Origin of the sequence: Streptomyces sp. NBC_00448 (assembly GCF_036014115.1) — a bacterium.
In the GTDB taxonomy this organism is placed as follows: domain Bacteria; phylum Actinomycetota; class Actinomycetes; order Streptomycetales; family Streptomycetaceae; genus Actinacidiphila.
In genome coordinates this window covers 8,822,501-8,834,887 of sequence record NZ_CP107913.1, presented here as the reverse complement: position 1 = coordinate 8,834,887, position 12,387 = coordinate 8,822,501, and the positions used below count along the sequence as shown (strand labels likewise).

Annotated in this window: 11 protein-coding genes and 2 rRNA genes (1 of these 13 running past the window's edge); 1 reads left to right on the top strand and 12 read right to left on the bottom strand. The window is 69.2% G+C overall.

The features are described from left to right. Positions 1-39: 39 nt before the first annotated feature. Positions 40-411, top strand: coding sequence for a PRC-barrel domain-containing protein (locus tag OG370_RS38010; RefSeq protein WP_328472499.1), 372 nt, complete (start codon positions 40-42; stop codon positions 409-411). On the opposite strand, the gene OG370_RS38005 is transcribed toward OG370_RS38010, so the two are convergent. The 12 genes from OG370_RS38005 to OG370_RS37950 all read right to left on the bottom strand — a co-directional run. Continuing rightward, entirely contained in the window at positions 333-1,880 is a 1,548-nt protein-coding gene (locus OG370_RS38005; protein WP_328472497.1) for a DNA polymerase IV, read from the bottom strand. The genes OG370_RS38010 and OG370_RS38005 overlap by 79 nt on opposite strands. Before the next feature lie 169 nt (positions 1,881-2,049). Further along, on the bottom strand, positions 2,050-2,652 hold the full coding sequence (locus tag OG370_RS38000) for a MerR family transcriptional regulator (RefSeq protein ID WP_328472495.1): 603 nt from the start codon (positions 2,650-2,652) through the stop codon (positions 2,050-2,052). A gap of 277 nt (positions 2,653-2,929) precedes the next feature. After that, positions 2,930-3,403, bottom strand: a complete 474-nt coding sequence (locus tag OG370_RS37995) for a bifunctional nuclease family protein (RefSeq protein WP_328472493.1) — start codon at positions 3,401-3,403, stop codon at positions 2,930-2,932. A gap of 189 nt (positions 3,404-3,592) precedes the next feature. Then, complete coding sequence (gene ftsR, locus OG370_RS37990) at positions 3,593-4,339, bottom strand: transcriptional regulator FtsR (RefSeq protein ID WP_328472491.1); 747 nt, start codon at positions 4,337-4,339, stop codon at positions 3,593-3,595. Between the two features lie 33 nt (positions 4,340-4,372). Beyond that, on the bottom strand, positions 4,373-5,218 hold the full coding sequence (locus OG370_RS37985; RefSeq protein WP_328474812.1) for an FHA domain-containing protein: 846 nt from the start codon (positions 5,216-5,218) through the stop codon (positions 4,373-4,375). A gap of 64 nt (positions 5,219-5,282) precedes the next feature. After that, entirely contained in the window at positions 5,283-6,191 is a 909-nt protein-coding gene (locus tag OG370_RS37980; RefSeq protein WP_328472489.1) for a DUF881 domain-containing protein, read from the bottom strand. Between the two features lie 7 nt (positions 6,192-6,198). Next, positions 6,199-6,531 (bottom strand): small basic family protein, encoded by a 333-nt coding sequence (locus OG370_RS37975; protein WP_202237672.1) that lies wholly within the window; start codon positions 6,529-6,531, stop codon positions 6,199-6,201. 3 nt (positions 6,532-6,534) lie between these two features. Continuing rightward, positions 6,535-7,470: a DUF881 domain-containing protein gene (locus OG370_RS37970; protein WP_328472485.1), complete on the bottom strand. Its 936-nt coding sequence runs from the start codon at positions 7,468-7,470 to the stop codon at positions 6,535-6,537. Positions 7,471-7,756: 286 nt separating this feature from the next. Beyond that, a complete protein-coding gene (locus tag OG370_RS37965; RefSeq protein ID WP_328472483.1) occupies positions 7,757-10,252 on the bottom strand; it encodes a mannose-1-phosphate guanyltransferase in 2,496 nt (831 codons plus the stop codon). Positions 10,253-10,275: 23 nt separating this feature from the next. Beyond that, entirely contained in the window at positions 10,276-10,884 is a 609-nt protein-coding gene (locus OG370_RS37960; RefSeq protein ID WP_328472481.1) for a CDP-alcohol phosphatidyltransferase family protein, read from the bottom strand. Between the two features lie 167 nt (positions 10,885-11,051). Further along, a 5S ribosomal RNA gene (gene rrf / locus OG370_RS37955) occupies positions 11,052-11,168 on the bottom strand. A gap of 108 nt (positions 11,169-11,276) precedes the next feature. After that, positions 11,277-12,387: ribosomal RNA gene (locus OG370_RS37950) — 23S ribosomal RNA — on the bottom strand; it runs 2,014 nt beyond the window's last position.

The following is a 12,387-nucleotide window of genomic DNA, read 5'->3' as shown; positions in this document are numbered from 1 at the left end:
ACGGCGGGCCTGGGGTTGGTTGGACTCGTTGGAGGGACCGTGCAGACCGACATCGATCCGCGCAGCCTGATCGGCCGCCGCGCCTTCGACCGTGACGGGACGAGGATCGGCACGGTGGACGAGGTCTACCTCGACGACGCGACCGGCACGCCGGAATGGGCGGCGCTGCGCACCGGCCTGTTCACCCGGGACGCCTTCGTGCCGCTCGGCCCGAGCGAACTGGACGGCGACAAACTGCGGGTGCCGTACGAGAAGGCGCTGATCAAGGACGCGCCGGACTTCGGCGTGGGCCGGCACCTCTCGCCCGAGCAGGAGTTGCAGCTCTACCACCACTACGGAATGGACGTGCCGCGGTCGGGGGCGGAGCCGGCGCCTTCCGGGGACTTCGGCGAGCTGGCCGACGACGACTGAGCCGGATCGGCGGGCGGGTCGCTGCCCGCGTCCACGGGCGGGACCGCTGGCGGGTCTGCCGGCGGACCCGTGTCCTCCGAACCTGCGGGCGGACCGGACGGCGGCGGGTCGCCCGGGTCCACGGGCATCCGCTGGGCGGCCAGGGGCAGCGGATCGCTGGAACTGAGTTCCGGATCATCCACGGGGAAGGTGCGCACCCGGCCCGGCACGGCGTCCGAGGGCACCTCGAAGCGCACGGTCACCCGGCCGACCCCGCTGCCCTGCACCCACCCGGCGCCGTACGTGGCGTGGGTGACGTCGTGGCCCGGCAGCCAGCGGTTCGCCCGCTCGGGGGCCGGCGGGGGGCTGCTGGGCAGCGGCGGCGGGGCGTCGTCCTCCGCCGAGTCGCCGTTCAGCGCCCGCTCGCCCGCGGCCTGGGCGAACAGGTCCTCCTGCGTGAAGTCGGCGAGCCCGGCGACGCCCACCCCGAGCAGCCGCACGCCACCGGTGGTGTCGACGGCCTCGGCGAGCCGGCGGGCGGTCTCGCGCACCACGGCTGGGTCGTCGGTGGGCGCGCGCAGCGTCTCGGAGCGGGTGAGCGTGGAGAAGTCATACCGCCGGACCTTCACCACGACGGTGCGCCCGGAGCGGCCCGCGCCGCGCAGCCGCTGCACGCAGCGCTCGGCGAGCCGGTCGATCTCGTACCGCACATGGGCGCGGTCGGTCAGGTCGCTGTCGAAGGTGTCCTCGACCGAGATGGACTTGACGTCGCGGTCGGCGACCACCGGGCGGTTGTCGACACCGGCGGCCATCGCATGCAGGCCCGCGCCATGCGCCTTGCCGAGCAGCCGGACCAGTTCCCCCTCTCCGGCCTGGGCGATCTCGGCGACGGTGAGGATGCCGGCCCTGCGCAGATGCTCGGCCGTGGCGGGTCCGACCCCCGGCAGGGTGCGCACCGGCATCGGGTCGAGCAGCGCCTGCTCGGTGCCGGGCTCGACCACCACCAGGCCGTCGGGCTTGGCCTTCTCCGAGGCGATCTTGGCGAGCAGCTTGGAGCCGGCCAGCCCGACGGAGGCGGTCAGGCCGGTGGCGGCCTTGATGTCGGCGCGCAGGCCCCGGGCCACCGCCCGCGGATCGCCGGCGTACTCACCGGCCTCCAGGTCGACGAACGCCTCGTCGACGCTCAGCGGCTCTATCAGCGGTGACGCCTCGCGGAGCAGCGCCATCACGATCTCGCTGACCTGCCGATAGATGCCGAACCTCGGCGCGAGATACGCCGCGTTGGGGGCGAGCCGGCGGGCGTGCGCCATCGCCATGGCGGAGTGGACGCCGTGCACGCGCGCCTCGTAGGACGCGGTCGACACCACGCCGCGGGGTCCGAGGCCGCCGACCACCACCGGCTTGCCCCGCAGGCTCGGCTTGGACGCCTGCTCGACCGCGGCGAAGAACGCGTCCATGTCCAGGTGGAGGATCGTCGGCGCACTTCTCACACGTCCAAGCGTCCCGCATCCCACCGACATCGGCCGTACATGTGTACGGCGACGGCGGGTCGCGGCTGCGGCCCGGGGGTGGACCGAGCCACCGCACAGCGCCGCGCGGCCTGGCACGGCACCGCATGGCACGCGATGCGAGGCGGGCGCGAAGTGCGCGGGGCCGCGCTCAGACCGCCTTGTTGCGGCGCCGGGCCAGTTCGTCGGCCGGGTTGTGGCCGACCAGGGTCTCGCCGGTGTCCACGCGCTCGCCGTGCATCTCGGACAGCGCGGTCTCCACGTCGCGCCAGACCACGCCGACCGCGATGCCGAAGATGCCCTGGCCGCCCTGGAGCAGCTGGACCACTTCGTCGGGCGAGGTGCATTCGTAGACGGTGGCGCCGTCGCTCATCAGCGTCATCCGGGCCAGCTCACCCGGGCCGACCGAGCGCAGGTGCTGGACGGCGGTGCGGATGTTCTGCAGGGAGACGCCGGTGTCGAGCAGCCGCTTGACGATCTTGAGCACGACGACGTCGGAGAATCCGTACAGCCGCTGGGTGCCCGAGCCGTACGCGGGTCGCACGCTCGGCTCGACCAGGCCGGTCCTGGCCCAGTAGTCGAGCTGGCGGTAGGTGATGCCGGTCGCGGCGCAGGCCGCCGGACCTCGGTAGCCGATCTGCTCGGACGGCGTTTCGGCAGGTGGGCCGCCGTCGGCACCCACTGCGGCCGGGGCGAGTGCCCCTCGGGCCGGATACGGGCCGCCGGTCGCCAAACCGTCGCCGGTACTTCTCACGACGCCCTCCGTCCCTTCGCGTCCGCCGGCCGCGCGCACGTGCCACCGGACTTTCCCTCCTGACGGTAGGCAGTCGTCACACGTGCGTCAACGATCGCCACGCTCGGCACGCCGAGTGAAATTCACCCCAGGAGTGGTTTGATCTGATCACAGAGCGGGAACGGAATTCCGAATGGCCATATGGCGGCAACATTGCCCCGCCAACTCCCGATCGGGGGCAGGCCGGGACACTCCGCCCGGAACGGCGCCGACGGCCTTTCCGGGCGTTTCGGGCCGGCTACTGGTTGCTGGTCCCGAAGTCCTCGGGCGAGATCTGGTCGAGGAACTCGCGGAACTTCTCCACTTCGTCCTCCTGCTCGTCCGGGATCGCGATCCCCGCGTCGTCCAGCACACCGTCGCTGCCGTAGATCGGCGTCCCGGTGCGCAGCGCGAGCGCTATGGCGTCGGACGGGCGGGCACTGACCTCGACCCCGCCGGCGAAGACCAGCTCCGCGTAGAACACGCCTTCCCTCATGTCGGTGATACGCACCTCCGTCAGCGTCTGTCCCACCGCCTCGAGCACGTCCTTGAAGAGGTCGTGAGTCAGCGGTCGCGCCGGCGTCATACCCTGCTGCGCGAAGGCGATGGCCGTCGCCTCTCCCGGCCCGATCCAGATGGGCAGGTACCGGTCGCCTCCCACTTCACGCAGGAGCACGATCGGTTGGTTGGAGGGCATTTCGACCCGGACACCCACAACGTCGAGCTCGTTCACACAGCAACCCTAGGCCGTGCCCGCCGGGTTTGGGTAGTCGGGCAGCCGCCAGGTGCCGCCACGCGGCTCACCGGGAAGGGCCGCAAAGCGCCGGACAACCCCGCGGATGCCGCCCCCGGCAACGGTTCCGGCCACAATCCGGCCGAATTCCGGCGGCGATCCGGCCGCCGGATTCCACCGGATTCGATGTCAGTCCAGCCGGACCCGCAGCGCGGACTGCAGCATCGCCGCGTGCAACCGCACCGACAGCGTGGCCAGCTCCCGCGCGGTGGCCTCGGCGTGTATCCGCGTCTGCGGGTTGCGGTGCCGGCGCAGCGGCGCCACCACCTGCTCGACCAGGCCGGCCTCCCGGTCGGCGGCCGCCTTCACCGCGCGCAGATGGCGCGGCTCGAGACCGAACCGGCCGAGGTCCACGATCAGCCGGGCGACGCTCACCGCGTCGGCCTCGTAGCCGCCGTCGGCGTCGGCCTCCACCAGGCCGTAGGACTCCCACTGCGCGAGAGCGTCGCTGTCGGCCCCGGTGGCGGCCAGCAGCTCGTCCCGGCCGATCCGCATCCGCACGGGCTCCTCGGGCTCCTGAGAGCCCTCCAGCGCCTCGCGGGACTCGCCGGGCCCGGGCAGCGCGACCGGCTCGCCCCGGTCCATGGCGTCCAGGTGCTCGCGGATCACCCGCAGGGGCAGGTAGTGGTCGCGCTGCACCCGCAGGACGTACGCGAGCCGGTCGACGTCGGCCGCACCGAACTTCCGGTACCCCGAGGGGGTGCGCTGTGGCTCCACCAGCCCCTCCGCCTCCAGGAAGCGGATCTTGGAGATGGTGACCTCGGGGAACTCGTCCCGCAGCCGGGACAGCACCGCGCCGATGCTCAGCAGGGCGCCGTCCCCTCCGGCGGAGGCGATGGCGGTGCCGTCACCGGCACCGCCCGACGTTCGCGGCATGCACACCTTCCCTGGGACCAGGCGGCGGGAGGGTCAGACGCCCGCCTGGCTCGCGTAGAAGACCAGTCGGTACTTGCCGATCTGCACTTCGTCGCCATTGGACAGCTGCACCGCGTCGATCCGCTCCCGGTTGACGTAGGTGCCGTTGAGGCTGCCCACGTCGGAGACGGTGAACACGCCGTCGACGCCGCGCCGGAACTCGACATGGCGGCGGGAGACGGTCACGTCGTCCAGGAAGATGTCGCTCTGCGGATGCCGGCCGGCGGTGGTCAGCTCGCCGTCCAGCAGGAAGCGGCTGCCGGAGTTGGGCCCCCGCCGCACCACCAGCAGTGCCGATCCCGGGGGCAGCGCGGCCACCGCGGCCTGCGCCTCCGGGGAGAGCGACGGCATCGGGGTCTGACCGGTCGCCTCGGCTTCGTACGCCTCGATGCTGGAGATCGAGATGGTCGAAGTGGTCTCCGAGGGGCGCTCGAAGGGCGCGCCTCCCTGAGTTCCGCGCAACGGCGCACCGCAGTTGTTGCAGAAGCGACTCGCCTCCGCGTTCCGGTGCCCGCACCTGCCGCAGACCAGCACGCCGTGCTCACCACCCGTGTCCGAGGCCGACGGTTCCCCGAAACCTATGCGGGGGGCCGAACCGTGGTCAACAGGCGCCACGCCGGGCGCGCCCGGAATCTCGCCGCCTTGCTGCGGCGACTCCGCGCGGAACAGCGGACGCTCGGCCCCCTGGCCGGCGTCTCGCGCATCCTCCGCCCCGCTCCGCGGCGCGCGGTGGCGTGCCGTGGCCGGGTCGCCCGACTGGCGGGCGCTCTTGCCGAACAACTTCCCAAACAACTTCACGGGCGATTCCCCTTGAAAGAAGCAGACCCGCCCGTGGGGCAGGACGAACTCTCACTACTCACAGTTTCCACCACTCAGCACCCGGCCAGGTCCCCGACCCCCCGCCTCATTGGGATGACCGAGCGTAGTCAGGCTGCTTCGACGGCCGCAAGGCGTCCACGACGATCTTCTGCGACCTGACCACGCCGGCGCTCGCCTGCTCCTTCTCCAACGTCTGCACCACCCCGCCGGGGATGTTCAACGCGGGCTCCAGATCGGGCGGGTTGCCGATGACTTTGAAGACGTACGGTTGGGCCAATCGGTGCCCGTCAACGAGCACGGAGTTGGCTCCGTCGGTGAAATAAGTGTCGCTGACGACGCGCACGTTGTTGACCTGGATCGCCTCGGCGCCCGCCGCGCGCAGCTCCTGGACGGTGTCCAGCAGCGAGTCCGCCGCGACCTGGCCGTGCGGGTCCTTGACCGTCAACGTGATCCCCGGGCCCTGGGCGGCCACCGTGCCGGCCAGCACGCCGAGTTGCCGGGCCTTCTCCTGCGTCTGCTTGAGCGCCTCCGCGGCCTGGTCGGAACTGGTCTCCAACTCGCTGCGCTGGTCCTCCAGGCCGTGTTTCTCGTCCTGGAGCCGCTGGCCGCGGTTGTCCAGTTCGGTGAGGATACGGACCAGGTCCTCCTGACGCGCCCCGCGCAACGTGCTGTTGTCGTCACTGGTGGTGCGCACCTGGATGGCCAGGCCGAGGCCCAGCACGAACAGCAGTACCGCGACGATGAGTTGCGCGCGGGTCAGCCGCGGCGGCCACAGTCCGGCCACCAGCCGCTGCCGCCCGGTCCGCGGTGCGGTCGCGGGCTCCGAGCCGTCCTCGTGCTCCTGCGCGGGCGCGGCGCCGTCGTCGTGCGCGCGCTCCGGATCACGCTCGGGTTGGTGATCACGCTCGGGCTCGGGTGCCTGCTCGTCGTGGCTCCCACGCTCGTGCTCGTGCCCGTGCTCGGGCTCATGCCGGTGCTTGTGCTCGTTGCTCATCCGTTCGTCACGCCCGGAAGACGTGACGGCGGATGGCGGCGGCGTTGGAGAAGATCCGGATACCGAGGACGACCACCACGCCGGTGGACAACTGCGCGCCGACGCCGAGCTTGTCGCCCAGGAAGACGATCAACGCGGCCACCACCACGTTGGACAGGAAGGAGACCACGAAGACCTTGTCGTCGAAGATCCCGTCGAGCATGGCCCGCAGCCCGCCGAAGACGGCGTCGAGCGCGGCCACGACGGCGATCGGCAGATACGGCTCGACGCCCGAGGGCACCACCGGGCGCACCACGAGTCCGACCACGACCCCCACGACGAGGCCAAGTACGGCGATCACTTCTCAACCCTTCCCGTTCGACGGCGTCTTCGGTGGCGTCGTGGGCACGTCGGGTGTGGCGTACCGCAGGATCAGCGAGGGTGCGGCGGGCAGTCGGAGATCGCTCTGCACGCCGATGCTCGACCTGATGCCGTAGTTCGTCACCAACACGTGCAGGTACTCCCCGTCGGCGCTGTTCTGGAATGCCGTGCTCAACCGCTTCCCGTCCCCGATCGCCAGCACCGTGTACGGCGGCACCAGCGGCTTGTTGTCGACCAGTATGGCGTCCCCCGCGGCCCGGATCGCCGACAGCGCCGTCAGCCGCTCGCCGTTGACCGAGATCGCCTCGGCGCCGGAGACCCACAGACCGTTCACCACTTGCTGCATGTCGCGGTCGCGGACCCGCCCGGTGTCCGAGAAGCCACTGCTCTCCCGCGGGCCGCCGGTGCCCCCTTCAGAGGCTTCCTTGGCGTCATTGACGACCAGCTTGACCCCCGGGCCGTGCACCGGCGTGGCGGCGGCGAGCAGTTCGACGAGGCGATCGCCGTCTCCACCGGGCTGCTTGAGCGCGGCCTGCTGCTCCGCGGAGACGGTGTCCCGCAGCGAGTCGACGTTCTTCTGCAGGGCGTCGGCGCTCTTGGTCTCGGTCTGGACGCGGTCGATGAGGTTCTGCCGCTCCTTGGCCACGGAGGGCGCCGAGACCCGCGCCTGGGCCGCACCGAGCGTCACCACGAGCGCGGCGAGCACCAGCCCGGCCGCCAGCCCCACCTTGCCGCCCAGCGCCTTCGGCAGCCGCGAGGTGCCGACCTGCCCGCGCCGGGCCGCGGCCTCCGCGTAACCGTCGTCGAGGCTGTGCTCCATGATGTTCGTCAGCAGCGACATGGACGCGTCCAGGCGTCGCGGAGCGGCCCCGGGCGCGGGACTGCTCCGATCGGGTGGCTGCTGCGGCATGCCGCACATCGTCGCACGTCGGGACGCCCGCTCCCGAACGGGCCCCTCCCGACGCGCGGTTCGCCCGGTGCGACCGATTCCGGCGGATAGCACGGCTGATTCCGTCGGCGATCGATCGGTTGCCGACCGGTCGCCGACCGACAGTTGATCGGTCGGCGACCGGTTGGCGATCGCTCCACGACCGGTCCGCGCCCGGCCGGCAACCGGCGAACGGCGGTCCGGCCGCGGCCGGACCGCCGTTCAGCGGTGGATCGACGAAACGACGAGTCGACGAATCCATCCGGCCGCCCGCGGATCAGCGGCCGGCGCTCTCCACCACCTCGGACCACTCGTCCAGCAGCGCCTGCGCGGAGGCGTCGTCGGGACCCTCGGCCCACAGGTGCGTGACGGCCTCGGCCGGGTCGGGCAGCACCATCACCCACCGGCCGTCGGACTCCACCACCCGCACACCGTCGGTGGTGTCCACCGACCGGTCGCCGGCCTCCTCGACCACCCGGCGCATCACCGAGCCCTTCACCGCCCACGGCGTCGGCACATCCCGCTTCAGCACATGCGCCTTGGGGATACGGGCGTCGATCTGGCTCAGCGTGAGCTGCGTCCTGGCGACCAGGCCGATCAGCCGCACGAACGCCGCCGAACCGTCGAAGACGCTGCTGAACTCGGGCACGATGTAGCCGCCGCGCCCGTCGCCACCGAAGATCGTGCCCTCTTCCCGGCCGACCCTGGTCAGGTCGTCGGGCGACGTCGTCGTCCACGTCACCTGGGTGCCGTGGTACGCGGCGACCTGCTCGCCGATCCGGGTCGTGGTCACCGGCAGCGCCACCCGGCCGCTGCGCCGTTCCGCCGCGACGAGGTCGAGCAGCACCAGCAGCGCCCGGTCGTCCTCCACGATCCGGCCCCGCTCGTCGACCAGCGACATCCGCTCGCCGACCGGGTCGAACCGCACCCCGAACGCGGCCCGCGCCGAGGAGACGATCTCGCCGAGCCGGACCAGCCCGGCCCGGCGGCTCTGCTCGGTCTCGGTCGGCCGCGCCTCGTCGAGACCGGGGTTGATGGTCAGCGCGTCCACGCCCAGCCGACCGAGCAGGCTCGGCAGCACCAGGCCCGCACTGCCGTTGGCCGCGTCCACCACGACCTTCAGCCCGGCGTCGGCGATCCCGGTGATGTCCACGGCCCGCAGCAGCGCGCCGGTGTAGGAGTCGAAGACCGTCGCGGGGAAGGTCAGGTCACCGATCTCGCCCGGGAACGCCCTGCGGTACTCCTGACGCGAGAACACCCGGTCGAGCTTGCGCTGCCCCGCCCCGGACAGGTCGGCGCCGCGCTCGTCGAAGAACATGATGTCCAGCGAGTCGGGCCGCCCCGGACTGGTCCTGATCATGATGCCGCCCGCGCTGCCGCGCGCGGTCTGCTGCCGGGCCACCGGCATCGGTACGTTCTCCAGGTCGCGGACGTCGATCGCGCTGGCCTGGAGCGCCGAGATCACCGCCCGCTTCAGCGCGCGGGCGCCACGGGAGTGGTCGCGCGCCGTGGTGACCGTCGCGCCCTTCTTCAGCGTCGTCGCATACGCGCCCGCGAGTCGTACCGCCAGCTCCGGGGTGATCTCCACGTTCAGGATGCCGGAGACGCCGCGGGCGCCGAACAGGTGCGCCTGGCCGCGGGACTCCCAGATCACCGAGGTGTTGACGAACGCACCGGCCTCGACGGTCTTGAACGGGTACACCCGGACGGTGCCCGCGATGATCGACTCCTCGCCGATCAGGCACTCGTCGCCGATGACCGCGCCCTCGTCGATCCGAGCGGCGCGCATCACGTCGGTGTTCTTCCCGATGACGCAGCCGCGCAGGTTCGTCTGCGGACCGACGTACACGTTGTCCGCGATCACCGCCTTGTGCAGGAACGCCCCGGTCTTCACCACGACGTTGGAGCCGATGACGCTGTGCTCGCGGATCTCCGCGCCGGCCTCCACCTTCGCGTAGTCGCCGATGTAGAGCGGCCCGCGCAGTATCGCGTCGGGGTGGACCTCCGCGCCTTCGGCGACCCACACGCCGGGCGAGATCTCGAAGCCGTCGATGTCGACGTCGACCTTGCCCTCCAGGACATCCGCCTGGGCCTTCACGTAGCTCTCGTGCGTGCCGACGTCCTCCCAATAGCCCTCGGCGACAAAGCCGTAGACCGGCTTTCCCTCCTTCATGAGTTGCGGGAAGACATCGCCGGACCAGTCGACGGACACGTCGGCCTCGACGTAGTCGAACACCTCCGGCTCCATCACGTAGATGCCGGTGTTCACGGTGTCGGAGAAGACCTGGCCCCAGGTCGGCTTCTCCAGGAAGCGCTCGACCTTGCCGTCGTCGTCGATGATGGTGATTCCGAACTCCAGCGGGTTCGGCACCCGGGTCAGGCACACCGTGACCAGTGCGCCCTTCTCCTTGTGGAACTCGATGAGCTCGGTCAGATCGAAGTCCGTGAGCGCGTCGCCCGAGATCACCAGGAAGGCGTCGTCCTTGAGCGCCTCCTCTGCGTTCTTGACACTGCCCGCTGTCCCCAGCGGTTTTTCCTCGTTGGCGTAGGAAAGCTCCATGCCCATTTCCTCGCCGTCCCCGAAGTAATTCTTCACGAGGGACGCGAGGAACTGCACCGTGACCACTGTCTCGGTGAGGCCATGTCGCTTGAGCAGATTGAGAACGTGCTGCATGATGGGGCGATTCACCACCGGCAGCAGCGGTTTCGGCATGCTCGATGTCATTGGGCGAAGGCGTGTGCCCTCGCCGCCGGCCATTACAACCGCCTTCATGTCGGAAACGTCCTCCTCTTGACTCAGCCAGCCGTGGCGTCCGCCCTGACAAGTCGCCGGACCTGCACCACATAGAGGAACCCTGCCCACCAGTACAGGGTTGTACCCCAACCCGCGAACGCCCAGCCGAAAACAGTCGCCAGGTGCGCGAGCCATCCGCTCCCGTCGCTCAACAGCAGCAGCGGAAAGGCGTACATGAGGTTGAAGGTAGCCGCTTTCCCGATGAAGTTCACCTGGGGTGGGCCGTAGCGGTGCCTCCGCAGAATCAGCAGCATCACCGCCATCATGACCTCACGGGCCAGCAGCAGCACGGTGATCCACAGCGGCAGGATGCCGCGCCAGGTCAGACCCACCAGGGTGGTCAGCACATACAGCCGGTCCGCGGCCGGGTCCAGCACCCGGCCCAGCTCGCTGATCTGATTCCAGCGCCGGGCCAGCTTGCCGTCCAGGTAGTCGCTCACGCCGCTGAAGGCGAGCACCAGCAGAGCCCAGCCGTCGACCTTCGGCCCGCCGAACTCGGGCCACAGAATCAGCCACAGGAACACCGGAACGCCGACCAGGCGCGCCATACTCAGGATGTTGGGGATCGTGAAGATCCGATCCGTTTGCACCCGTGTCTCCTGGACCTCCACCGGGGTCCCTCCTGCTGTATGTGCGTGTACGTGTGTGCCGGCCCGCGCGGGCGGACCGTTGTACGTGCGGATGTACGTGCGGACGTTGCGGGCCGACTCTACCCCAGGCACACAAATGGCAAAGGCCCGGCCTCGGATACATGATCCGAGGCCGGGCCCCAATATTTGTTCGGCGGTGTCCTACTCTCCCACAGGGTCCCCCCTGCAGTACCATCGGCGCTGAAAGGCTTAGCTTCCGGGTTCGGAATGTAACCGGGCGTTTCCCTAACGCTATGACCACCGAAACACTATGAAACTGTCCCACACACCACACACCAACCCAGCCCTCACAAAGGAGCTAGGGGTGTGTGGTTGCTGGTTGTTTCAGAACTACACAGTGGACGCGAGCACACATGGACAAGCCCTCGGCCTATTAGTACCGGTCAGCTCCACCCCTCACGAGGCTTCCACATCCGGCCTATCAACCCAGTCGTCTACTGGGAGCCTTACCCCATCAAGTGGGTGGGAGCCCTCATCTCGAAGCAGGCTTCCCGCTTAGATGCTTTCAGCGGTTATCCCTCCCGAACGTAGCCAACCAGCCATGCCCTTGGCAGGACAACTGGCACACCAGAGGTTCGTCCGTCCCGGTCCTCTCGTACTAGGGACAGCCCTTCTCAAGACTCCTACGCGCGCAGCGGATAGGGACCGAACTGTCTCACGACGTTCTAAACCCAGCTCGCGTACCGCTTTAATGGGCGAACAGCCCAACCCTTGGGACCGACTCCAGCCCCAGGATGCGACGAGCCGACATCGAGGTGCCAAACCATCCCGTCGATATGGACTCTTGGGGAAGATCAGCCTGTTATCCCCGGGGTACCTTTTATCCGTTGAGCGACGGCGCTTCCACAAGCCACCGCCGGATCACTAGTCCCTACTTTCGTACCTGCTCGACCCGTCAGTCTCACAGTCAAGCTCCCTTGTGCACTTACACTCAACACCTGATTGCCAACCAGGCTGAGGGAACCTTTGGGCGCCTCCGTTACCCTTTAGGAGGCAACCGCCCCAGTTAAACTACCCACCAGACACTGTCCCTGATCCGGATCACGGACCGAGGTTAGACATCCAGCACGACCAGAGTGGTATTTCAACGACGACTCCACCACGGCTGGCGCCGCGATATCAAAGTCTCCCACCTATCCTACACAAGCCGAACCGAACACCAATATCAAGCTATAGTAAAGGTCCCGGGGTCTTTCCGTCCTGCTGCGCGAAACGAGCATCTTTACTCGTAGTGCAATTTCACCGGGCCTATGGTTGAGACAGTCGAGAAGTCGTTACGCCATTCGTGCAGGTCGGAACTTACCCGACAAGGAATTTCGCTACCTTAGGATGGTTATAGTTACCACCGCCGTTTACTGGCGCTTAAGTTCTCAGCTTCGCCACACCGAAGTATGACTAACCGGTCCCCTTAACGTTCCAGCACCGGGCAGGCGTCAGTCCGTATACATCGCCTTACGGCTTCGC

What these genes read in the sequence shown, in the direction of transcription:
- OG370_RS37970 (WP_328472485.1), bottom strand. Translation starts at nt 7,470, where the DNA reads ATGTGCGGCATGCCGCAGCAGCCACCCGATCGGAGCAGTCCCGCGCCC.
- ftsR (WP_328472491.1), bottom strand. Translation starts at nt 4,339, where the DNA reads ATGCCGCGAACGTCGGGCGGTGCCGGTGACGGCACCGCCATCGCCTCC.
- OG370_RS37980 (WP_328472489.1), bottom strand. Translation starts at nt 6,191, where the DNA reads ATGAGCAACGAGCACAAGCACCGGCATGAGCCCGAGCACGGGCACGAG.
- OG370_RS37965 (WP_328472483.1), bottom strand. Translation starts at nt 10,252, where the DNA reads ATGAAGGCGGTTGTAATGGCCGGCGGCGAGGGCACACGCCTTCGCCCA.